Raw genomic sequence first — 20,894 nt, 5'->3', positions numbered from 1 at the left:
GAGATCGTCGGCATTCGTCCGACCTCGAAGACGACGGTTACCGGCGTTGAAATGTTCCGCAAGCTGCTCGACCAGGGTCAGGCCGGCGACAACATCGGCGCGCTGATCCGCGGTGTGAACCGTGACGGCGTCGAGCGTGGCCAGATCCTTTGCAAGCCGGGCACTGTCAAGCCGCACAAGAAGTTCAAGGCAGAAGCCTACATCCTGACGAAGGAAGAAGGCGGCCGTCATACGCCGTTTTTCACGAACTACCGTCCGCAGTTCTACTTCCGCACGACGGACGTGACGGGTATCGTGACGCTTCCGGAAGGCACGGAAATGGTTATGCCTGGCGACAACATCACGGTTGACGTCGAACTGATCGTTCCGATCGCGATGGAAGAAAAGCTGCGCTTTGCTATCCGCGAAGGCGGCCGTACCGTCGGCGCCGGCATCGTCGCTAGCATCGTCGAGTAATTCAAAGTCGGCCACTCCATTCGGGTGGCCGATTCGATGACAATAATATGATGCAAGCGGCAGTAGCCGCTTGCTTATGACATGGAAATGTTGCAAATGGCGCGCGAGCGCGATTTGTGCCCTGCTTCGGACAACGAAGCGGCCAATGAGATTAACAATAAGGTGGACCGAAAGGTCTAAAAAAAGTGGATGGGGATGCTGCAACCGGCGTCCCTCTCGATCTTTGAAACCGGTGGTCCGCCTTAGGAATAAGAACAATCCGTGCCCTTTTTTGAGCGGCACGCGAGATAACAAAACACAAGGATAACGTCGAATGAACGGCCAAAATATCCGCATTCGCCTGAAGGCGTTCGATCACCGGATTCTCGATGCTTCCACGCGCGAGATCGTGTCGACGGCGAAGCGCACCGGTGCTAGCGTCCGGGGCCCCGTTCCGCTTCCGACTCGTATCGAGAAGTTCACGGTAAACCGGTCCCCGCACATCGACAAGAAGAGCCGCGAGCAGTTCGAGATGCGCACGCATAAGCGCCTTCTCGACATCGTTGACCCGACCCCGCAGACGGTAGACGCGCTGATGAAGCTCGATCTCGCCGCCGGTGTCGATGTTGAGATCAAGCTCTGAGACCTCTGGTCCTCGAGCTGAGTGAGAAGGATTGAACCGATGCGTTCAGGTGTGATTGCACAGAAGGTGGGAATGACCCGCGTCTATAACGACGCCGGCGAGCATGTCCCGGTAACAGTATTGCGTTTGGATGGCTGCCAGGTCGTGGCCCAGCGCACAGTAGAAAAGAATGGCTACACCGCAGTTCAGCTCGGTGCCGGCCAGGCAAAGGTCAAGAACACGACGAAGGCCCTGCGCGGTCATTTCGCGGTTGCCAGCGTTGAGCCGAAGGCCAAGCTCGTTGAATTCCGTGTCACGGACGACAACCTGCTCGAAGTCGGTACCGAGCTCAAGGCCGCTCACTTCACGGCGGGCCAACTCGTCGACGTGACCGGCACGACGATCGGTAAGGGCTTTGCGGGCGCCATCAAGCGCCACGGCTTCGGCGGTCTGCGCGCCACGCACGGTGTGTCGGTTTCGCACCGCTCGCACGGTTCGACTGGCTCGCGCCAGGATCCGGGCAAGGTGTTCAAGAACAAGAAGATGGCTGGTCACATGGGCCAGACCCGCGTCACGACGCAGAACCTCGAAGTCGTATCGACCGATGAAGATCGCGGTCTGATCCTCGTCAAGGGTGCAGTTCCCGGCTCCAAGGGTGCCTGGATCATCGTGCGCGACGCCGTCAAGTCGGCTGCGAAGTAAGGGAGCCAAACCAATGGAATTGAACGTCAAGACCCTCGAGGGAAAAGACGCTGGGAAGGTTTCCCTTTCTGATGCGATTTTTGGCCTCGAGCCGCGTGAGGACATCCTCGCACGCGTCATTCGCTGGCAGCTCGCCAAGAAGCAGCAGGGCACGCATCAAGCAAAGGGCCGCGCGGACGTCGCGCGCACCGGTGCCAAGATGTACAAGCAGAAGGGTACGGGCCGCGCTCGTCACCATTCGGCTCGCGCTCCGCAGTTCCGCGGCGGTGGTAAGGCTCACGGCCCGGTCGCTCGCAGCCACGAGCATGATCTGCCGAAGAAGGTTCGCGCCCTCGGCCTGCGTCACGCTCTGTCGGCCAAGCTGAAGTCCGAAGACGTCATCGTCATCGACAGCCTGGTTGCAGCCGATGCCAAGACCAAGGCTCTGGCCAGCACGTTTGAGACGCTCGGCCTGACCAATGCGCTCTTCATCGGTGGCGCTGAGCTCGACAACAACTTCAAGCTCGCGGCTCAGAACATCCCGAACATCGATGTTCTGCCGATCCAGGGCATCAACGTTTATGACATCCTGCGCCGCGGCAAGCTCGTGCTGTCCAAGGCTGCAGTTGAAGCTCTAGAGGAGCGATTCAAGTGACGGATCTTCGCCATTACGATGTGATCGTTTCTCCTGCGATCACCGAAAAGTCCACGCTGGTTTCGGATAACAACCAGGTTGTTTTCAACGTTGCCAAGACCGCGACGAAGCCTGAAATCAAGGCTGCCGTCGAAGCGCTGTTCGGCGTCAAGGTCACGGCCGTCAACACTCTGCTGCGCAAGGGCAAGACCAAGCGATTTAAAGGTCTCGTCGGCAAGCAGAAGGACGTGAAGAAGGCTGTTGTGACGCTCGCCGAAGGCCAGTCGATCGACGTCTCCACCGGTCTCTGAGGAATAAGAAAATGGCATTGAAAACATTCAATCCGACGACCCCGAGCCAGCGACAGCTCGTCATTGTCGACCGCTCCTCGCTTTACAAGGGCAAGCCGGTCAAGACGCTGACGGAAGGCCTGACCTCCAAGGGTGGCCGCAACAACACCGGTCGCATCACCGTGCGTTTCCAGGGTGGCGGTCACAAGCGCACTTATCGCCTGGTTGACTTCAAGCGTCGCAAGTTCGACGTCGAGGCAACCGTCGAGCGCATCGAATACGACCCGAACCGTACCGCTTACATCGCTCTGGTGAAGTACACGGACGGCGAACTGGCCTACATCCTCGCTCCGCAGCGCCTCGCTGCCGGCGACAAGGTCATCGCTTCGGAAAAGGTCGTTGACGTGAAGCCGGGCAACACGATGCCGCTTCAGTTCATCCCGGTCGGCTCCATCATCCACAACGTGGAAATGAAGCCGGGCAAGGGTGGTCAGATCGCTCGCTCCGCCGGTTCCTACGCCCAGCTCGTCGGTCGTGACCAGGGCATGGCGATTCTTCGCCTCAACTCGGGCGAACAGCGCCTCGTGCATGGCACCTGCCTTGCAACGATCGGTGCGGTTTCCAACCCGGATCACGGCAACATCAATGACGGCAAGGCCGGTCGTTCGCGTTGGCGTGGCAAGAAGCCGCATAACCGCGGCGTTGTCATGAACCCGGTCGACCATCCGCACGGCGGTGGTGAAGGCCGCACCTCCGGTGGTCGCCATCCGGTGACCCCGTGGGGCAAGCCGACCAAGGGCAAGCGTACGCGGTCGAACAAGTCGACCGACAAGATGATCATGCGCTCGCGCCATCAGCGCAAGAAGTAAGAGAGGAAGTCTCAAGTGGCTCGTTCAGTATGGAAAGGTCCGTTTGTTGACGGCTATCTTCTCAAGAAGGCTGAGAAGGTGCGCGAAGGCGGACGTAGCGAAGTAATCAAGATGTGGAGCCGTCGCTCCACCATCATGCCGCAGTTCGTTGGTCTCACCTTTGGTGTCTACAACGGCAGCAAGCATATTCCGGTCAGCGTCAATGAAGACATGGTCGGACACAAGTTCGGCGAGTTCGCCCCGACCCGTACCTATTATGGTCACGGTGCGGACAAGAAGGCGAAGAGGAAGTAACAATGGGCAAGGCAAAAACCGAACGCCGGCTGAAGGACAATGAGGCGCAGGCAGTTGCGCGCACGCTCCGTGTCAGCCCGCAGAAGCTCAACCTGGTCGCGGCTTCGATCCGCGGCAAGAAGGTCGATCGCGCACTCGCTGAGCTGGAATTCTCGCGCAAGCGCATTGCAGGCGCCGTCAAGAAGACGCTCGAATCCGCGATCGCCAACGCTGAGAACAACCACGATCTCGACGTTGACTCGCTGGTCGTGGCGGAAGCCTACGTTGGCAAGTCGATCGTGATGAAGCGTTTCCACGCTCGTGGCCGTGGCCGCGCGTCTCGTATCGAGCGGCCGTTCGCACACCTGACGATCGTCGTTCGTGAAGTGGAAGCTCAAGAGGAGGCCGCATAATGGGTCAGAAAATCAATCCAATCGGTTTTCGTCTTGGCATCAACCGTACCTGGGATAGCCGCTGGTTTGCGGATAATGCCGAGTATGGGCAGCTCCTCCACGAAGACCTGAAGATGCGCAAGTTCGTCATGAACGAACTGAAGCAGGCCGGTATCTCCAAGGTGGTCATCGAGCGTCCGCACAAGAAGTGCCGCGTTACGATCCACTCGGCTCGTCCGGGCCTGATCATCGGCAAGAAGGGCGCTGACATCGACAGGCTCCGTAAGAAGCTGTCGGACATGACGAATTCCGAAACGCACCTCAACATCGTTGAAGTGCGCAAGCCGGAAATCGATGCGACGCTGGTTGCCCAGTCGATCGCTCAGCAGCTCGAGCGCCGTGTTGCTTTCCGTCGCGCCATGAAGCGCGCCGTTCAGTCCGCGATGCGTCTTGGCGCCGAAGGCATCAAGATCACCTGCGCCGGCCGTCTCGGCGGTGCGGAAATCGCTCGTACGGAATGGTACCGTGAAGGTCGCGTGCCGTTGCATACGCTGCGCGCCGACATCGACTACGGTACGGCTGAAGCAGAAACCGCTTTCGGCATCTGCGGCATCAAGGTCTGGATCTTCAAGGGCGAAATCCTTGAGCACGATCCGATGGCCTCCGAACGCCGCGCGCTCGAGGGCGACGCCCAGGGTCCGGCTAGCCGCGATCGCGATAGAGACCGCCGCCGCGAAAACGCTTGATAGCGTTCGTGGCAGATAAGTTCGGAGAATAAGAAAATGTTGCAGCCAAAGCGTACGAAGTACCGCAAGCAATTTAAGGGCCGCATCAAGGGCGTTGCCAAGGGTGGTTCTGACCTCGCATTCGGCGAATTCGGTCTGAAGTCGCAGGAGCCCAACCGCGTCAACGCTCGTGAGATCGAAGCGGCTCGCCGCGCGATCACGCGTTATATGAAGCGCGCCGGCCGTGTATGGATCCGCGTGTTCCCGGATGTTCCGGTAACCGCAAAGCCGACCGAAGTCCGCATGGGTAAAGGTAAAGGCTCTGTCGAATACTGGGCGTGCAAGGTCAAGCCCGGCCGTATGATGTTCGAGATCGATGGTGTGAGCGAAGAAATCGCTCGTGAGGCTCTGCGCCTCGGCGCCGCCAAGCTCTCGGTCAAGACGCGCTTCGTGCAGCGCATTGCAGAGTAAGGAAGAAGCTCATGAAAGCCGCAGATGTTCGCGCCCTGAGCGCCGACCAACTCAAGGACGAGCTTGCCAAGCTGAAGAAGGAGCAGTTCAATCTGCGCTTTCAGAAGGCGACCGGCCAGCTTGAAAAGTCCTCGCGCATCAACGAAGTTCGCAAGGACATCGCTCGCGTGAAAACCATTGCCCGCCAGAAGGCGGCAGAAGCAAAGGCCTAAAGGAAGAATAACATGCCGAAGCGCATTCTGCAGGGCGTCGTGGTCAGCGACAAGAACGAGAAGACGGTAGTTGTCCGCGTGGAGCGTCGTTTCGCTCACCCGCTGCTCCAGAAGACCGTTCGTCGTTCCAAGAAGTACAAGGCTCACGACGAAAACAATCAGTACAAGGTCGGCGACGTCGTTTCCATCGAGGAATGCGCGCCGATCTCCAAGGACAAGACCTGGACGGTCGTTTCCGCCCAGGCCAAGTAACAGAATTTCGCTCAGGCCCTTGCGCTTGGGCGAAATATCTGTATGAAGCACGAGCTTGGAAGCAGGACGCTCGAGAACGGGCGTTCTTTTGCTTTATTGATGACCGGTGAAGGTGACCCAGGTGGTCTCGAATGCCGGAGAAATCAGACAAGACACTAGTCCATAAGCCGGGGTAGGGGGCCGTTTGGCCCAACCATTCCGGTAACAACAAGAAGGCGACCTGACATGATTCAGATGCAAACAAACCTCGACGTGGCGGATAATTCCGGCGCACGTCGTGTCATGTGCATCAAGGTGCTGGGCGGCTCGAAGCGCAAGTATGCCTCGATCGGCGACGTCATCGTCGTTTCGATCAAGGAAGCCATTCCGCGCGGCCGCGTGAAGAAGGGTGACGTGATGAAGGCGGTTGTCGTTCGCACCGCCAAGGATATCCGTCGTCCGGATGGCAGCGTCATCCGCTTCGATACCAATGCAGCAGTCCTCATCGACAACAAGAAAGAGCCGATCGGCACCCGTATCTTCGGACCGGTTCCGCGCGAACTTCGCGCCAAGAACCACATGAAGATCATCTCGCTGGCTCCAGAAGTACTGTAAGGAGCGGAGCGATGCAAAAGATCCGTAAAGGCGACAAGGTCGTCGTATTGACCGGCAAGGACAAGGGCCGCACCGGCGAAGTCATTCAAGTGCTGCCGAAGGAAGACCGCGCGGTCGTCCGTGGCGTAAACGTCATCAAGCGCCACCAGCGCCAGACGCAGACCCAGGAAGCCGGCATCATCAGCAAGGAAGCCCCGCTTCACCTGTCCAACATTGCGATCGTCGACAAGGACGGCAAGCCGACCCGCGTCGGTTTCAAGGTTGTAGATGGCAAGAAGGTCCGTGTGGCCAAGACCTCGGGAGAAGTGATCGATGGCTGAGGCAAAGTACGAGCCGCGGCTCAAGAAGGAATATGTCGCCCGCATTCGCGCAGCGATGCAGGAGAAGTTCTCCTACGCCAACGAGATGCAGATCCCGAAGCTGGATAAGATCGTGATCAACATGGGCGTTGGCGAAGCAACGGCTGATTCGAAGAAGCCGACCGTTGCTGCTGCCGACCTCGCAGCGATCGCCGGCCAGAAGCCGGTCATCACCCGCGCGCGCAATTCCATCGCTGGCTTCAAGGTCCGCGAAAACATGCCGATCGGCGCCAAGGTGACGCTGCGCGGCGCCCGCATGTATGAGTTCCTGGATCGTCTGGTCAACATCGCGCTCCCGCGCGTTCGCGACTTCCGCGGCCTGAACCCGAAAAGCTTTGACGGTCGTGGCAACTTCGCCATGGGCATCAAGGAGCACATTGTGTTCCCTGAGATCAACTATGACAAGGTTGATCAGATGTGGGGCATGGACATCATCGTTTGCACGACGGCGACGACCGACGACGAAGCTCGGGCTCTTCTGAAAGAGTTCAACTTCCCGTTCCGTCAATAACCGTAACGACGAGCGTAGAAAAGGAACCCTGATATGGCGAAGACAAGCGCAGTCGAAAAGAACAAGCGCCGCCGCAATACGGTTGCCAACCAGTCTGCGAAGCGGGCTGCCCTGAAGGCAATCATCATGAACCAGTCTCTTCCGATCGAAGACCGGTTCAAGGCCACTCTGAAGCTGGCATCGCTCCCGCGCGATGGATCGAAGACCCGTATTCGCAACCGTTGCGAAGTGTCGGGCCGCCCTCGTGCCTATTACCGCAAACTGCGCATGTCGCGTATCGCGCTGCGTGAACTCGGCAATCTCGGCAAGGTGCCGGGCATCGTCAAGTCGAGCTGGTAAGGAGCAGATTAGATGACTATGACTGATCCTTTGGGCGATATGCTCACCCGTATCCGCAACGGTGCTTCGCGCCGCAAGTCGTCGGTTTCGACGCCTTCGTCCAAGCTCCGTGCACGTGTTCTCGATGTCCTGCAGGCTGAAGGCTACATCCGTGGCTACTCCGTCGTCGATTTCGGCAACGGCAAGTCTGAGATCAATATCGAACTCAAGTACTACGAAGGCGCATCGGTGATCCGTGAGATCGGCCGTGTGTCCAAGCCGGGCCGCCGAGTTTATGTCTCGGTCAAGTCCATTCCGCAGGTCGCGAACGGTCTCGGCATCATCATCCTTTCGACTCCGAAGGGTGTGATGGCCGATCACCAGGCTCGTGAACAGAATGTTGGTGGCGAGGTTCTCTGCTCGGTCTTCTAAGGCCGAACAGGGATCTCCTTCGAAACAGACAGGTTTGAAAAATGTCTCGTATCGGTAAAAAGCCCGTTCAGGTGCCTGCAGGAATCACGGCCTCGATTGATGGCCAGAAGGTGACTGCTAAGGGCCCCAAGGGCGAGCTGGTTTTCGTCGCTAACGACGAAATCGGTCTCAAGCTGGAAGATAATGCAATTGTCGTAACGCCGCTCAGCGACTCCAAGGACGCTCGTGCAAAGTGGGGCATGTCCCGCACGATGATCGAGAACATCCTGAAGGGTGTCAAGGACGGCTACGAGCGCAAGCTCGAAATCAACGGCGTCGGCTACCGTGCCGCCATGCAGGGCAAGAACCTGCAGCTTGCGCTCGGCTTTAGCCACGACGTGATTTACGAGCCGCCGCAGGGCATCACGATCGCTGTGCCGAAGCCGACGGAAATCGTCGTCACCGGCATCAACAAGCAGCAGGTCGGTCAGGTTGCCGCTGAAATCCGCGAATACCGCGGTCCCGAGCCCTACAAGGGCAAGGGCGTCAAGTATGCCGGCGAGCGGATTGTCCGCAAAGAAGGCAAGAAGAAGTAAGGATCACGCGAAATGGCTAGCAGGAAAGAAGCACTTGCACGTCGTGCCAACCGCGTGCGCCGTCAACTCAAGTCGGTGGCCAATGGCCGTCCGCGCCTGTCGGTTCATCGCTCGTCGAAGAACATCTACGCCCAGGTCATCGATGATGTGGCCGGCAAGACGCTTGCGTCTGCCTCCACCCTCGACAAGGATCTGCGCGGTTCTCTGAAGACCGGTGCCGACACCGCAGCCGCTGCCCTCGTTGGCAAGCTCGTTGCCGAGCGCGCCTCCAAGGCCGGCGTCAAGGAAGTCGTGTTCGACCGCGGCGCCTTCATCTACCACGGCCGCATCAAGGCTCTGGCCGATGCAGCCCGCGAAGGCGGCCTGACCTTCTGATCAAGTTTCCGGCCGGTGGCTTTCGAGCGCCGGCCGGATATCACCGGACCGCTGATCCCCTTCGGGAGGTCGATGCGGTCTTCGTTTTGTTTGCCGATTGCACCCGGAAAAGAAAAAGGAAGAGGACAATGGCACAGGAAAAGAGGGCTCCGCGGGAAGACCGCCAGAGCCGTGAAGAGCGCGATAGCGAATTCGTCGACAAGCTGGTCGCGATCAACCGCGTCGCCAAGGTTGTTAAGGGTGGTCGCCGTTTCGGTTTCGCCGCTCTCGTCGTCGTCGGTGACCAGAAGGGCCGCGTAGGCTTCGGTCATGGCAAGGCACGTGAAGTGCCGGAAGCGATCCGCAAGGCAACCGAAAGCGCCAAGCGCGACATGATCTTCGTACCGCTGCGCGACGGCCGTACGCTGCATCACGACGTCCATGGCCGCCATGGCGCCGGCAAGGTTCTGCTGCGCTCGGCCAAGGTCGGTACCGGTATCATCGCCGGCGGTCCGATGCGCGCCGTTTTCGAAACGCTCGGCGTTCATGACGTCGTCGCCAAGTCGACCGGTTCGTCGAACCCCTACAACATGGTTCGCGCCACGTTCGACGCCCTGAAGCACCAGGTTCACCCGAAGGACATCGCAGCTCAGCGCGGCATCAAGTATGCCACCCTGCAGGCTCGCCGTACCTCCTCGGGCAACGCCTCCGAAGAATAAGGGAGTTTGACCTATGGCCAAGACGACCAAGAAGGCTGAAGCCAAGGCGACCGTTACGGTCGAGCAGATTGGCAGCCCGATCCGCCGTCCGGATGTTCAGCAGAAGACGCTGATCGGTCTCGGACTGAACAAGATGCACCGTCGCCGCACGCTGGAAGACACTCCGGCTGTTCGTGGCATGATCCGTGCTGTCCAGCATCTCGTTCGCGTTGTCGACGAGAAGTGAGCCGGAGGTATTCGCTATGAAACTGAATGAGATCAAGGATAACGAAGGCTCGACCCACAGCCGCAAGCGCCTCGGCCGCGGCATCGGCTCCGGCTCCGGCAAGACCGGCGGCCGTGGTGTGAAGGGTCAGAAGTCCCGTTCGGGCGTTGCCATCAACGGCTTCGAAGGCGGTCAGATGCCCATCTACCGTCGTCTGCCGAAGCGCGGCTTCACCAACATCTTCGCTGCCGACTACGTCGTCGTGTCGCTGGCTCGCATCCAGGCTGCCGTCGATGCCGGCAAGCTCGATCCCAAGGCAACCGTCGATGCTGCAGCTCTGAAGGCTGCAGGCGTGATTCGCCGCGTCAAGGACGGCGTTCGCGTTCTCTCGGACGGCGAACTGAAGGCGAAGCTTTCGCTGGAAGTTGCAGGCGCCTCCAAGCCGGCGGTCGAAAAGATCGAAAAGGCTGGCGGTTCCATCAAGCTGCTCGCTTCTGTCGCAGAATAATCTTATCAATAAATCGCCCGGGGTGCTTCACACCGGGCGATTTTGCTCCCATATGTGAGCCTCACGAACCTGAACGATGCGCCAGTGTCTTTGCAGGGAATAACGGGAACCAAGGGTGAGGCATCCGATTGCAGTGCAATCCGTCCAAAGCCCGGCTTTTAAACAATTAAAGACTGATTCCGGACCCGGCCGATTATGCCGGAATTGGTAATGCGGAGATTTGCATGGCTTCTGCAGCGGAACAATTGGCATCCAATCTCAATTTTTCGACCTTTGCCAAAGCCGAGGATCTCAAGAAGCGACTGTGGTTCACGCTCGGCGCTCTCCTCGTCTACCGTCTGGGTACCCACATTCCGATTCCGGGCCTCAATCCGGGTGCCTATGCCCAAGCCTTTCATAATCAGTCCGGCGGCATCCTCGGCCTTTTCAACATGTTTTCCGGCGGCGCCGTGCAGCGCATGGCGATTTTTGCGCTCGGCATCATGCCCTACATTTCCGCTTCGATCATCGTGCAGCTCATGACCTCGGTCGTACCGGCGCTCGAGAACCTGAAGAAGGAAGGCGAGCAGGGCCGCAAGATCATCAACCAGTACACCCGCTACGGCACGGTGCTGCTCGGCGCCTTGCAGGCCTACGGCATTGCGATCGGCTTGGAGCACGGGAACGGTGTGGTCCTCGACCCAGGCTGGTTCTTCCGCCTTTCGACGGTCGTTACGCTGCTCGGCGGCACGATGTTCCTGATGTGGCTTGGTGAACAGGTTACGTCGCGCGGCATCGGCAACGGTATTTCGCTGATCATCTTCGCAGGTATCGCAGCCGGCCTGCCGACCGCAGTTGGCGGTACGCTGGAGCTCGGCCGCACGGGCGCTCTGTCGACCGGCCTCATTCTGGCCGTGCTCGTTGTGGCAGTCCTGGTCATCGGACTGATCGTCTTCGTGGAGCGTGCTCAGCGCCGCCTGCTGATCCAGTATCCGAAGCGCCAGGTCGGCACGCGCATGTTCCAGGGCGATACCTCGCACCTGCCGCTGAAGCTCAACACATCGGGCGTTATTCCGGCGATTTTCGCATCGTCGCTGCTGCTGCTGCCCGCGACCGTCGCCGGTCTCGGCAACAACACGGCCCTGCCGACCTGGGTCACTTCCATCGTTGCGGCTCTTGGTCACGGTCAGCCTATCTATATGGTGCTCTACGGTGCCTTGATCGCCTTCTTCGCCTTCTTCTACACCGCGCTGGTTTTCAATCCGAAGGATACGGCCGACAATCTGAAGAAGCACGGCGGCTTCATTCCGGGCATCCGCCCGGGTGAGCGCACTGCCGAATATATCGATTATGTGCTGACCCGAATCACGGTGATCGGCGCGATCTACCTTGTCTTCGTCTGCATTCTGCCCGAAATTCTCGTGTCCCAGACCGGTATTCCGCTGTCGCTGGGTGGCACTTCGCTTCTGATCGTGGTTAGCGTTACGCTGGATACGGTGGCACAGATTCAGGGTCACCTGATCGCACAGCAATATGAAGGCCTGATCAAGAAATCGAAGCTGCGTGGAGGAAAGAGGGGGCGATGAGATTGATACTTTTGGGGCCGCCGGGAGCAGGTAAGGGGACCCAGGCCCAGCGTATCGTGGAAAAGTACGGCATTCCGCAGCTTTCCACGGGCGATATGCTGAGGGCTGCGGTGGCGGCAGGGACTGAAGTAGGCAAGCGAGCCAAGGCCGTTATGGACGCTGGCAAGCTTGTTTCAGACGAAATCGTCAATGCCATCGTATCGGAGCGTATCGATCAACCGGATTGCGCCAAGGGCTTCATTCTTGATGGTTATCCGCGCACGCTTGTTCAAGCTGATGCGACGGAAGCGATGCTGAAGGAGAAAGGTATCAACCTCTCCGTCGTCATCGAGATCAAGGTGGATGACGCCGTGCTCGCCGATCGTATTTCCGGTCGTTACACCTGCGCCAACTGCGGCGCCGGTTATCATGACGAAAACCTCAAGCCGAAGGTGGAGGGTGTGTGTGACCGTTGCGGTTCCACGCATTTCAAACGCCGTGCCGACGACAACAGAGAGACAGTCGTCGAGCGCCTGCAGGTCTACTACAAGGAAACCTCGCCGCTCATCGGCTATTACTATGCCAAAGGCAAGCTTCAGTCGGTAGACGGCATGGCCGATATCGAGCATGTGACGGCCGACATCGAGGCCATCCTGTCGAAGCTTTAGGTGGCTTAAAATAAACTTGTCGGAGCGGTTGCTTTTTTGCGCTGATTCCGCTAAACACCGCGCCAACTCGCGACATGCCATGCGATCGGCGCGGATTTCCGTAGGGAAGTCCGGGTACGGTCGTTTTGACGTGTTACGGACCCAAGTTTGAACAAGCAGCTCCAGGGCTGCATAACAAAGCCCTTCGCTCAGGCTGAGGGAATGCAAGGAGAACAGGCGTGGCTCGTATCGCTGGCGTCAACATCCCGACTGCAAAGCGCGTAGTAATTGCGCTTCGCTACATTCACGGGATCGGACCGAAGTTTGCACAGGAAATCTGCGAGAAGGTCGGTATTCCGGCCGAACGTCGCGTCAATCAGTTGACGGACGCTGAAGTTCTGCAGATCCGCGAAACCATCGACCGCGACTATCAGGTCGAAGGCGACCTTCGTCGCGAAACCGCGATGAACATCAAGCGTCTGATGGACCTTGGCAGCTACCGCGGCCTGCGTCATCGTCGCGGCCTGCCGGTTCGCGGCCAGCGCACCCATACCAATGCTCGCACCCGCAAGGGTCCGGCAAAGGCTATCGCTGGTAAGAAGAAGTAATTTCCGGGAAACCGGATTTGGGAGGCTGGCGGTCTGCGCCGGCCTCTTTTGAGTTTGGAGCGGGGCCATTTAGGCGTCGCTCCGGTGTAGCCGCTGGCATTACGGCGGTGAAGAGATCCAAGAAAGGACTACCATGGCCAAGGAAGCCGTCCGCGTTCGCCGTCGCGAGCGCAAGAATATCACGTCGGGCGTTGCGCACGTCAATTCGACCTTCAACAACACGATGATCACCATCACCGACGCACAGGGCAACGCCATTGCCTGGTCGTCTGCCGGTGCCAAGGGCTTCAAGGGTTCGCGCAAGTCGACCCCGTTCGCTGCTCAGATCGCTGCTGAAGACTGCGCCAAGAAGGCCCAGGAACATGGCATGAAGTCGCTGGAAGTCGAAGTTTGCGGTCCGGGCTCCGGTCGTGAATCCGCTTTGCGCGCGCTCCAGGCTGCCGGTTTCATGATCACGTCCATCCGCGACGTGACCCCGATCCCGCACAATGGTTGCCGCCCGCGCAAGAAGCGCCGCGTCTGATCATCGCCACTCACGACACCAGCCGGCGCGTCCGCGCCCGGCTTGGTGCTTCTCAAGCTCGGTTGCCACGATTGGATGGTGGCAACGAACGGAAGGCAAGAACATGATTCAGAAAAACTGGCAGGAACTGATCAAGCCGAACAAGGTCGAGTTCTCCTCGAGCGGCCGCACCAAGGCAACGCTCGTGGCCGAACCGCTGGAGCGTGGCTTCGGTCTTACCCTCGGGAACGCGCTGCGCCGCGTTCTGCTGTCCTCTCTGCGCGGCGCCGCTGTGACGGCCGTGCAGATCGACGGCGTGCTGCATGAGTTCTCCTCTATCCCGGGTGTTCGGGAAGACGTGACGGACATCGTGCTGAACATCAAGGAAATCGCCATCAAGATGGACGGCGATGACAGCAAGCGCATGGTCGTGCGCAAGCAGGGCCCAGGCGTGGTAACGGCTGGCGACATCCAGACGGTCGGCGACATCGAAATCCTCAACCCCGAGCATGTCATCTGCACGCTCGACGAGGGCGCCGAAATCCGCATGGAATTCACCGTCAACAACGGCAAGGGCTATGTCCCGGCCGAGCGTAATCGTGCGGAAGATGCTCCGATCGGCCTCATCCCGGTCGACAGCCTCTATTCGCCGGTCAAGAAGGTGTCCTACAAGGTTGAAAACACCCGCGAAGGACAGGTTCTCGACTACGACAAGCTGAGCATGTCGATCGAAACTGATGGTTCGATCACCGGCGAAGATGCCGTCGCTTTTGCGGCTCGCATCCTCCAGGATCAGCTTGGCGTCTTCGTCAACTTCGACGAGCCGCAGAAGGAAGCCGAAGAAGAAGCAGTCACCGAACTTGCTTTCAACCCGGCGCTCCTCAAGAAGGTGGACGAACTGGAACTGTCTGTTCGCTCGGCAAACTGCCTGAAGAACGACAACATCGTCTATATCGGCGACCTCATTCAGAAGACCGAAGCAGAAATGCTCCGCACGCCGAATTTTGGTCGCAAGTCGCTGAACGAAATCAAGGAAGTTCTCGCTTCCATGGGCCTGCACCTTGGCATGGAAGTGCCGGCATGGCCGCCCGAGAACATCGAAGATCTCGCCAAGCGCTACGAAGACCAATACTAACCAATCAAACTGCGGGCGAATGCCAGCAAGTGAAGGAGAATAGCCATGCGCCACGGTAAAGCCGGCCGCAAGCTGAATAGAACCGCTAGCCACCGTAAGGCGATGTTCGCCAACATGGCGGCTTCGCTCATCACCCATGAGCAGATCGTCACCACGCTCCCGAAGGCGAAGGAAATTCGTCCGATCGTCGAGAAGCTGGTCACCCTCGGCAAGCGCGGCGACCTGCACGCTCGTCGTCAGGCCATCTCGCAGATCCGCGACGCCGCCGTTGTTTCGAAGCTCTTCGACGCGATTGCAACGCGCTACGCCACCCGCAACGGCGGCTACCTGCGCATCATGAAGGCCGGCTTCCGCCAGGGCGATAATGCCGCTCTCGCCGTCGTCGAATTCGTCGATCGCGACACCCTCGCCAAGGGCGCAGCCGACAAGGCTCGCGTTGCTGCGGAGGAAGAAGCTGCCGCCGCTTAATCGGCTCGCTTCGAATACAAGATTAAAAGGCCGGATGAGCGATCATCCGGCCTTTTGTCGTTTTGGCTTGCGGAAACGGCCTTTCATTCCCGTGACTTCTATGGAATGTCGCTGCTTCATTGCTAAATCGGACGCCGATTTATGGGGATCTATCTGTGAAAGGCACTGTCGGGCATGCAGCCGAAATTGACGCGCAGGAGAATAGGTGTGTGTCTGGCGCTGGTGCTGACGATAGTCTGCGGCCTCGCGCTCAGGCGGTTCGGATATGCCGCGCATCTGTCATTCCAGATCGTGAAATATGGTGGCTCGATCTTATGGGGAGCCATGGTCTACTGGCTGCTCGCCACGGTCTTCGCCGGGGCGCGACGGATGACGCTCACCATGGCGCTCATCGTTGCCGTGCTCGTCGAGCTTTTCAGGCTTTGGCATACCCCGGCGTTGGATGCGTTTCGATTGACCACGGCTGGAGCCCTGTTGTTGGGGCGGGTATTCTCGCCCTGGAACATGCTCGCCTATGCCACGGGTATCGCAATGGCACTGGCGCTGGATTGGAGTCTATCGAGCCGAAAACGCTTGGCCTGACGTGCCGGGCGCTTCATTCTGCAGCAACCGCCAGCCGCCGTGAGGGGTCAGCGCGGTGAAGATGAACCGCAAGTGTATCCCAGGGCGGGGTGATGGAGAGCTGTGTCAGGAGGCGGCCAATCTCGCCCCTGTGATAGCCTCCATGCGTGACGATGTGCAGGAGCATTTCCTGGCGCGTCATGCAGCCTCTGTCTCCGTCTGTGAAGACAAATGGCAGGGCTTCGGACAGAAGCTCCGGGGTGATGTTTTCGAGATATTGCAGATACCACTGATCCGACGCCGTGAGCGCGGCATGAAGATCGGGCAGGGAAGGTGTCTCCGGCGTATTGTCGTCCGTATAGCCATGCTCCTGCCCGGTAAGATGCGCTGCAAATATCCGGCCGACAATCAGTGAGTGATTCATTAAGCGTATTGACTGATGACGCTCTTTGTCGTGGCGGACCGGATCGAAGCGGCCGATCGCGTCCAGCAATTCTTGGTTTGCCGACGCCTGATAGCGGAAAAGAGTCTGCAGCAGTGACAATTCGCTCATGAGGATGTTGCCCTTTCGTCCTCGGGAAAAATGCGAGTAGAGTGTTCACATTTTCATGGAGCAGGGAGCGTATGTCTACTCGCATTAAAAGACTGCGTTCGCCGATGCGCAAAAAGCCAAGCCAGGCCCGCTCGCGGGCAACGGTCGACGCCATTATTGAGGCCGGTGCTCGCATTTTGGGCGATCGCGAATGGGCCGGGTTCACGACCAATATAGTGGCGGCCGTCGCGGGGGTCAGCATCGGTTCTCTCTATCAGTATTTTCCCGACAAACTCTCTTTGGTGGAAGCGATAAGGCGCCGCCATTTCGACGAAGTTCTGGCCGTCCTGCGTCAAGCGACCGCGAGCGACTTGCCACTGCAGCAGAGCGTCGAAGCTCTTGTCCAGGGAATGATAGATGCTCACAACGTGAATCCCGAGCTTCACAGGGTGCTTCTGGATGAGGTGCCCGGGCTTGAGGGGTCGAGATCGGCCCATGACGCCTTTGTGGCAGACTATCAAAGTCGCTACAGAGATTTTGTCGCTGCCCATCGCGGTGCAGGTGCGGGTCCCTCCGACGATGTCCTTGCGCAACTTCTATCCGGCGCGGTCGAAGGCGTGATCCACAACGGAGCGCGGAAAGGCACATTGGATTCCCCGGAGTTGAAGCAGGAACTGGTCAAGATGATCTGCTCCTATCTTAGCTGCACCGATCGGTAAGCGTCGGTTCGAGCGGCGACAATATCACTTTGAATCGAAATAGTTTGAATCCTAATTAGTTTAGTGCTAATAGATTTGCATGAAATCGCTGACCGCCTTGCAACGCCTCTTCACCGCCAATCTGCTCACGACCGGTCGCCAATGGCGCCGGGTGGTCGATCTTGCGCTCAGCTCCTATGGCATATCGGAGGCTGCGGCTGCGCCGCTGCTTTGGATCGGCCGTCTCGGGGGAGGTGTCCGGCAGGTGGTTCTTGCCACCTATGTCGGCATCGAAGGCCCGTCTTTGGTCCGTCTGCTCGATCAGCTCGAAAGCATGGATCTCGTCATCCGCAAGGATGATCCGACGGACCGCCGCGCGAAGGGTCTGTGGCTGACCACCGAAGGCGAGGTGCTGGCTTCCCGCATGGAGGACGCGCTTGACGAACTGCGTGGCAAGATCCTCGCCCATGTCGACCCGGCCGATATCGAAGCTGCTGTTCGTGTTCTGAAGGCTTTCGAGGAGTTTGAATCGCCGAAGACCAGCGAAGCCGAGCGGGAGCGGGAGAAAGCCCTATGAGCATTCCATCCTGGCGCGACTGGTTGTTTTCCGTCAAAGCCTTCATTGCGGCCATCCTGGCGCTGTTCATTGCGCTGTCGCTGGACCTGCCGCGTCCCTATTGGGCGATGGCGGCTGTCTATGTGGTCGCCAATCCGCTTGCCGGCGCAACCAGCTCGAAAGGGCTCTATCGTGCTCTCGGCACGCTGATCGGCGCCTGCGCATCGGTGATCCTCGTGCCGCTCTTCGTCAATGCGCCGGAATTGCTCTCCGTCGTCGTCGCATTGTGGACGGGCACCCTGCTGTTCATCTCGATGCTTGACCGTACCTCGCGCAGCTATGTCTTCATGCTGGCCGGTTATTCGCTGCCGCTGATTGCGCTTCCGACCGTCGGCGCGCCGGAGACCGTATTCGATGTGGCGGTTGCCAGGTCCGAGGAGATCATCATCGGCATCGTCTGCGCCAGCGTCGTCAGCGCCGTCGTCTTTCCGAGCAGCGTCGGTACCGTTCTTGGCCAGCGCATTAGCTCCTGGCTGGATGATGCCGGCACCTGGGCAGACGAAATCCTGCGTGGGGAGGGTGCTTCCCCGGCAACTCCGCTGAAGCGGCAGAAGCTTGCCGCCGACGTCACCGGTCTCGATTTTGTCATCAGTCAGTTGCGCTATGACGCAGGCAGCCGCGATATCGTCAGGCATTCGCGCGAATTGCGCGGTCGCCTGTTGATGCTGCTGCCGCTCTTCTCCTCTCTCGCCGATCGCCTGTACGCGCTGAAGGCCGGCGGCAAGCCGCTGCCGCAGGAACTGGTCGCCGTCCTCAACGAAGTCGCCGACTGGCTCGCTCAGGGCGGGCGAGGCAGGGCCGACAATGCCGCCGATGCTCTATCGGAAGAGATCGAGGAATTGCAGCAGAATGACCTGGATCTCGGTTGGGATGACCTCGTCCGGTCCAGCGCTCTGGTCCGCCTGAAGGAAATCGTCGATCTCTGGCAGGATTGCCTGACGCTGCGCGATCAGATCATGTCCGGGCAGCAGGTCGGCGCCTGGCGCCCCACCTTCCGTCACCGCAATGTCGTCGGACGCAGCCGGCACTACGACTATGCGCTGCTTGCGTTCTCGGCCGGTGCGGTCGTCGTCGGGATCGCGGTCGCCTGCTTCTTCTGGATCTATTCCGGATGGGTGGATGGCGCCGGCTTCGTCACCATGGCGGCCGTTGCCTGCTCGTTTTTCGCCTCGCTGGACCGGCCTGCACCCTTCATCACCTCGATGTTCATCTGGTGCGCTGCAAGTCTGCTTATCGCCTGCATCTACATTTTCGGCATATTGCCGTCGATCTCCGGCTTTGAGATGCTGGTGCTGATCTTTGCCCCGCCTTTCCTGGTCATGGGCCTCTTGATACCGCGCCCGCAAACCAACATGCTCGCCATGCTGCTGGCGGTAAATGGCGCCACCTTCATCGCTCTGCAGGATCGTTATACGGCCGATTTCGCCAGCTTTGCCAACAGCGCGATCGCAGCCTTGGCAGGCGTCGGCTTCGCTCTCGTCTGGACCTTGCTCACCCGTCCCTTCGGTTCGGAACTCGCCGCCTGGCGGCTGGTGCGAGCGGGCTGGACCGACCTTGCCGAAACCGCGGCGGGTATCCGCCGTGCCGATCACGAACGCCTGTCCGGCCGCATCCTCGACCGTCTGGGCCAGCTCGTGCCCCGCCTTGCGGGCATCGAAGACCGCGAGCTGAAGAAGGTTGACGGCTATGCCGATGTCCGTCTCGGCTTCAATGTGCTGATGCTGCAGAGGGAGCGCGGTCATCTAAGCTCCGCTTCGGCCGCATCCGTCAGCGAAGTCCTGATCGGCGTATCGGATTTCTATCGCTCGAGGCTGAAGGCCAAGCGTGCCATCGATCCCTCCGACGAACTGCGCGTGTCGATCGATCAAAGCCTTGAAGCAGTCGCGCAGGAAAAGCGCCACTCCGGCCGGGCAAGCCTCGATGCTCTCGTTGGCCTTCGCCGGGCGCTCTTTCCCCATGCCGAGCCGCCGGCGAGCTGGCGACCGCCCGTATCGGACATAACCCAACCTCATTCCATTGCCGCCGAGTAGCATCATGCCCGCAGAATTCGATCTTTATGGCGTCTATATACCACGCCTTCTCGTTCTCATGCTCGTGACGCTGTTTGCCGTCATCATCCTCAGGCGCCTGCTCGCCTGGATCGGAGCCTACACTCTGGTCTGGCATCGCGGTCTTTTCGATCTCGCGCTTTACGTCCTGCTGCTCGGCGCCATCTCCTCTGTCTCTCGTTGGTACTTCACATGAATGCGTTAAAACTCATCGGTCGTGTGGCCGTCACTCTCCTCTTCGTCGTTGCTGCCGTCTATGTCGGCCGCCAGCTCTGGGGTCATTATATGGACGAGCCCTGGACGCGCGATGCGCGCCTCAGGGCCGATGTCGTCGGCATTGCGCCTGACGTCTCCGGTCTCGTGAGCGACGTGCTCGTCAAGGACAACCAGACCGTCAAGAAAGGCGATATGCTCTTCCGTGTCGATCGGGATCGCTTCGCCATCGCTCTCGAACAGGCCGATGCTGCGCTCGCAAGCAGCAAGGCGGCTCTCGACCAGGCCCGCCGTGAAAGGCAGCGGCAGGATCGCCTCGGCGATGCCGCTTCCCTCCAGCAGAAAGAACAGGCGCAGACCACCGAGCAACAGGCCGAAGCCGCGCTCCGACAGGCGACCGCCAATCGCGAACTCGCGCAGTTGAACCTCGATCGTTCAGAGGTCCGTGCTACCGTCAACGGCACAATTTCGAACTTCAGCCTGCGTCCCGGCGACTATGTTTCGGCCGGCACCGCCAAAGTGGCGCTGATCGATACCGATTCGCTGCGCGTCGAAGGCTATTTCGAGGAAACCAAGCTGCCGCGTATCCATATTGGCGATGAGGTGTCGATTCATCTGATGGGGCAGGCCGAGAAGCTGACCGGTCATGTCGAAAGCATCGCCTATGGCATCGAGGATCGCGAACGAACCTCCGGCAGCCTGCTCGCCAACATCACGCCGACATTTAGTTGGGTGCGCCTTGCGCAGCGCGTGCCAGTGCGCATCGCGCTCGACAAGGTGCCTGATGGCACGAAGCTCATTGCCGGCTTGACGGCGACGGTCGAGGTGCAGGAGCAGGGCGAGCCCAAGATCGCCAGTGCTGCGAAATGACCATTGTTTGAAAAGAACGGG

The 20,894-nt window shown here is 59.4% G+C and carries 35 protein-coding genes; 34 read left to right on the top strand and 1 reads right to left on the bottom strand.

Features of this window, described 5'->3' with window-relative positions:
- The 29 genes from K290_RS0122640 to K290_RS0122495 all read left to right on the top strand — a co-directional run.
- A partial coding sequence (locus K290_RS0122640) for an EF-Tu C-terminal domain-related protein (protein ID WP_028753975.1) occupies positions 1 to 456 on the top strand: 456 nt, incomplete at its 5' end.
- Between the two features lie 313 nt (positions 457 to 769).
- Complete coding sequence (rpsJ, locus tag K290_RS0122630; protein ID WP_003547547.1) at positions 770 to 1,078, top strand: 30S ribosomal protein S10; 309 nt, start codon at positions 770 to 772, stop codon at positions 1,076 to 1,078.
- A gap of 39 nt (positions 1,079 to 1,117) precedes the next feature.
- On the top strand, positions 1,118 to 1,759 hold the full coding sequence (gene rplC / locus K290_RS0122625) for a 50S ribosomal protein L3 (RefSeq protein ID WP_028753974.1): 642 nt from the start codon (positions 1,118 to 1,120) through the stop codon (positions 1,757 to 1,759).
- A 13-nt stretch (positions 1,760 to 1,772) separates the two neighbouring features.
- Entirely contained in the window at positions 1,773 to 2,393 is a 621-nt protein-coding gene (gene rplD, locus K290_RS0122620) for a 50S ribosomal protein L4 (RefSeq protein WP_028753973.1), read from the top strand.
- Positions 2,390 to 2,683, top strand: a complete 294-nt coding sequence (locus K290_RS0122615) for a 50S ribosomal protein L23 (RefSeq protein ID WP_028753972.1) — start codon at positions 2,390 to 2,392, stop codon at positions 2,681 to 2,683. The genes rplD and K290_RS0122615 overlap by 4 nt, the downstream gene beginning before the upstream one ends.
- Positions 2,684 to 2,694: 11 nt before the next feature.
- Positions 2,695 to 3,531, top strand: a complete 837-nt coding sequence (gene rplB / locus K290_RS0122610; RefSeq protein WP_028753971.1) for a 50S ribosomal protein L2 — start codon at positions 2,695 to 2,697, stop codon at positions 3,529 to 3,531.
- A 15-nt stretch (positions 3,532 to 3,546) separates the two neighbouring features.
- Complete coding sequence (gene rpsS, locus K290_RS0122605) at positions 3,547 to 3,825, top strand: 30S ribosomal protein S19 (RefSeq protein WP_004118389.1); 279 nt, start codon at positions 3,547 to 3,549, stop codon at positions 3,823 to 3,825.
- A 2-nt stretch (positions 3,826 to 3,827) separates the two neighbouring features.
- Positions 3,828 to 4,217 (top strand): 50S ribosomal protein L22, encoded by a 390-nt coding sequence (gene rplV / locus K290_RS0122600; protein WP_015339603.1) that lies wholly within the window; start codon positions 3,828 to 3,830, stop codon positions 4,215 to 4,217.
- On the top strand, positions 4,217 to 4,942 hold the full coding sequence (gene rpsC, locus K290_RS0122595; protein WP_028753970.1) for a 30S ribosomal protein S3: 726 nt from the start codon (positions 4,217 to 4,219) through the stop codon (positions 4,940 to 4,942). The genes rplV and rpsC overlap by 1 nt, the downstream gene beginning before the upstream one ends.
- Positions 4,943 to 4,978: 36 nt before the next feature.
- Positions 4,979 to 5,392 carry a 50S ribosomal protein L16 gene (gene rplP, locus K290_RS0122590; RefSeq protein WP_004118395.1) on the top strand — a complete coding sequence of 138 codons (414 nt, stop codon included), beginning with the start codon at positions 4,979 to 4,981 and terminating at the stop codon, positions 5,390 to 5,392.
- An 11-nt stretch (positions 5,393 to 5,403) separates the two neighbouring features.
- Positions 5,404 to 5,604 carry a 50S ribosomal protein L29 gene (gene rpmC, locus K290_RS0122585; RefSeq protein ID WP_007690763.1) on the top strand — a complete coding sequence of 67 codons (201 nt, stop codon included), beginning with the start codon at positions 5,404 to 5,406 and terminating at the stop codon, positions 5,602 to 5,604.
- 12 nt (positions 5,605 to 5,616) lie between these two features.
- Positions 5,617 to 5,856, top strand: a complete 240-nt coding sequence (gene rpsQ, locus K290_RS0122580) for a 30S ribosomal protein S17 (protein ID WP_028753969.1) — start codon at positions 5,617 to 5,619, stop codon at positions 5,854 to 5,856.
- Positions 5,857 to 6,081: 225 nt separating this feature from the next.
- Positions 6,082 to 6,450 carry a 50S ribosomal protein L14 gene (gene rplN / locus K290_RS0122575; RefSeq protein WP_003573790.1) on the top strand — a complete coding sequence of 123 codons (369 nt, stop codon included), beginning with the start codon at positions 6,082 to 6,084 and terminating at the stop codon, positions 6,448 to 6,450.
- Positions 6,451 to 6,461: 11 nt separating this feature from the next.
- Entirely contained in the window at positions 6,462 to 6,770 is a 309-nt protein-coding gene (gene rplX, locus K290_RS0122570; RefSeq protein ID WP_028753968.1) for a 50S ribosomal protein L24, read from the top strand.
- Positions 6,763 to 7,320 (top strand): 50S ribosomal protein L5, encoded by a 558-nt coding sequence (gene rplE, locus K290_RS0122565; RefSeq protein WP_004118404.1) that lies wholly within the window; start codon positions 6,763 to 6,765, stop codon positions 7,318 to 7,320. The genes rplX and rplE overlap by 8 nt, the downstream gene beginning before the upstream one ends.
- Before the next feature lie 33 nt (positions 7,321 to 7,353).
- Positions 7,354 to 7,659, top strand: a complete 306-nt coding sequence (gene rpsN / locus K290_RS0122560) for a 30S ribosomal protein S14 (protein ID WP_028753966.1) — start codon at positions 7,354 to 7,356, stop codon at positions 7,657 to 7,659.
- A gap of 12 nt (positions 7,660 to 7,671) precedes the next feature.
- Complete coding sequence (gene rpsH, locus K290_RS0122555; RefSeq protein ID WP_028753965.1) at positions 7,672 to 8,070, top strand: 30S ribosomal protein S8; 399 nt, start codon at positions 7,672 to 7,674, stop codon at positions 8,068 to 8,070.
- A gap of 41 nt (positions 8,071 to 8,111) precedes the next feature.
- On the top strand, positions 8,112 to 8,645 hold the full coding sequence (gene rplF / locus K290_RS0122550; protein WP_028753964.1) for a 50S ribosomal protein L6: 534 nt from the start codon (positions 8,112 to 8,114) through the stop codon (positions 8,643 to 8,645).
- A 12-nt stretch (positions 8,646 to 8,657) separates the two neighbouring features.
- Positions 8,658 to 9,020 carry a 50S ribosomal protein L18 gene (rplR, locus tag K290_RS0122545; RefSeq protein ID WP_028753963.1) on the top strand — a complete coding sequence of 121 codons (363 nt, stop codon included), beginning with the start codon at positions 8,658 to 8,660 and terminating at the stop codon, positions 9,018 to 9,020.
- 128 nt (positions 9,021 to 9,148) lie between these two features.
- Positions 9,149 to 9,718 carry a 30S ribosomal protein S5 gene (gene rpsE / locus K290_RS0122540; protein ID WP_028753962.1) on the top strand — a complete coding sequence of 190 codons (570 nt, stop codon included), beginning with the start codon at positions 9,149 to 9,151 and terminating at the stop codon, positions 9,716 to 9,718.
- Between the two features lie 13 nt (positions 9,719 to 9,731).
- On the top strand, positions 9,732 to 9,944 hold the full coding sequence (gene rpmD, locus K290_RS0122535; RefSeq protein WP_007690786.1) for a 50S ribosomal protein L30: 213 nt from the start codon (positions 9,732 to 9,734) through the stop codon (positions 9,942 to 9,944).
- A 16-nt stretch (positions 9,945 to 9,960) separates the two neighbouring features.
- Positions 9,961 to 10,431, top strand: a complete 471-nt coding sequence (gene rplO / locus K290_RS0122530; RefSeq protein WP_028753961.1) for a 50S ribosomal protein L15 — start codon at positions 9,961 to 9,963, stop codon at positions 10,429 to 10,431.
- Positions 10,432 to 10,655: 224 nt separating this feature from the next.
- The gene (gene secY, locus K290_RS0122525) at positions 10,656 to 11,996 is read left to right on the top strand and encodes a preprotein translocase subunit SecY (RefSeq protein WP_028753960.1); all 1,341 of its coding nucleotides are present in this window, start codon (positions 10,656 to 10,658) and stop codon (positions 11,994 to 11,996) included.
- A complete protein-coding gene (locus tag K290_RS0122520) occupies positions 11,993 to 12,643 on the top strand; it encodes an adenylate kinase (protein ID WP_028753959.1) in 651 nt (216 codons plus the stop codon). Before secY ends, K290_RS0122520 begins: the two co-directional genes overlap by 4 nt.
- 218 nt (positions 12,644 to 12,861) lie before the next feature.
- Entirely contained in the window at positions 12,862 to 13,230 is a 369-nt protein-coding gene (rpsM, locus tag K290_RS0122515; protein ID WP_004118424.1) for a 30S ribosomal protein S13, read from the top strand.
- 133 nt (positions 13,231 to 13,363) lie between these two features.
- Complete coding sequence (rpsK, locus tag K290_RS0122510; RefSeq protein ID WP_004118426.1) at positions 13,364 to 13,753, top strand: 30S ribosomal protein S11; 390 nt, start codon at positions 13,364 to 13,366, stop codon at positions 13,751 to 13,753.
- A 103-nt stretch (positions 13,754 to 13,856) separates the two neighbouring features.
- On the top strand, positions 13,857 to 14,867 hold the full coding sequence (locus tag K290_RS0122505; protein WP_028753958.1) for a DNA-directed RNA polymerase subunit alpha: 1,011 nt from the start codon (positions 13,857 to 13,859) through the stop codon (positions 14,865 to 14,867).
- A 45-nt stretch (positions 14,868 to 14,912) separates the two neighbouring features.
- Positions 14,913 to 15,335 (top strand): 50S ribosomal protein L17, encoded by a 423-nt coding sequence (rplQ, locus tag K290_RS0122500; protein ID WP_028753957.1) that lies wholly within the window; start codon positions 14,913 to 14,915, stop codon positions 15,333 to 15,335.
- Positions 15,336 to 15,509: 174 nt separating this feature from the next.
- Entirely contained in the window at positions 15,510 to 15,917 is a 408-nt protein-coding gene (locus K290_RS0122495; protein ID WP_172831029.1) for a ribosomal maturation YjgA family protein, read from the top strand.
- 13 nt (positions 15,918 to 15,930) lie between these two features.
- On the opposite strand, the gene K290_RS0122490 is transcribed toward K290_RS0122495, so the two are convergent.
- The gene (locus tag K290_RS0122490; protein ID WP_028753955.1) at positions 15,931 to 16,449 is read right to left on the bottom strand and encodes a DinB family protein; all 519 of its coding nucleotides are present in this window, start codon (positions 16,447 to 16,449) and stop codon (positions 15,931 to 15,933) included.
- Positions 16,450 to 16,520: 71 nt separating this feature from the next.
- On the opposite strand from K290_RS0122490, the gene K290_RS0122485 reads away from it, so the two are divergent.
- The 5 genes from K290_RS0122485 to K290_RS0122465 all read left to right on the top strand — a co-directional run bounded on the left by K290_RS0122485 (position 16,521) and on the right by K290_RS0122465 (position 20,873).
- A complete protein-coding gene (locus K290_RS0122485) occupies positions 16,521 to 17,147 on the top strand; it encodes a TetR/AcrR family transcriptional regulator (RefSeq protein ID WP_028753954.1) in 627 nt (208 codons plus the stop codon).
- Between the two features lie 79 nt (positions 17,148 to 17,226).
- Positions 17,227 to 17,703, top strand: a complete 477-nt coding sequence (locus tag K290_RS0122480; RefSeq protein WP_028753953.1) for a MarR family winged helix-turn-helix transcriptional regulator — start codon at positions 17,227 to 17,229, stop codon at positions 17,701 to 17,703.
- Complete coding sequence (locus tag K290_RS0122475) at positions 17,700 to 19,772, top strand: FUSC family protein (protein WP_028753952.1); 2,073 nt, start codon at positions 17,700 to 17,702, stop codon at positions 19,770 to 19,772. Before K290_RS0122480 ends, K290_RS0122475 begins: the two co-directional genes overlap by 4 nt.
- Positions 19,773 to 19,776: 4 nt before the next feature.
- On the top strand, positions 19,777 to 19,986 hold the full coding sequence (locus tag K290_RS0122470; RefSeq protein WP_028753951.1) for a DUF1656 domain-containing protein: 210 nt from the start codon (positions 19,777 to 19,779) through the stop codon (positions 19,984 to 19,986).
- A complete protein-coding gene (locus K290_RS0122465; RefSeq protein WP_028753950.1) occupies positions 19,983 to 20,873 on the top strand; it encodes an efflux RND transporter periplasmic adaptor subunit in 891 nt (296 codons plus the stop codon). The genes K290_RS0122470 and K290_RS0122465 overlap by 4 nt, the downstream gene beginning before the upstream one ends.
- The last annotated feature ends 21 nt before the right edge of the window (positions 20,874 to 20,894 follow it).

Source organism: Rhizobium leucaenae USDA 9039, assembly GCF_000426285.1.
GTDB classification, from domain to species: domain Bacteria; phylum Pseudomonadota; class Alphaproteobacteria; order Rhizobiales; family Rhizobiaceae; genus Rhizobium; species Rhizobium leucaenae.
Note: the sequence above shows the minus strand (reverse complement) of the source record. Positions and strands in the feature narration are given on the sequence as shown.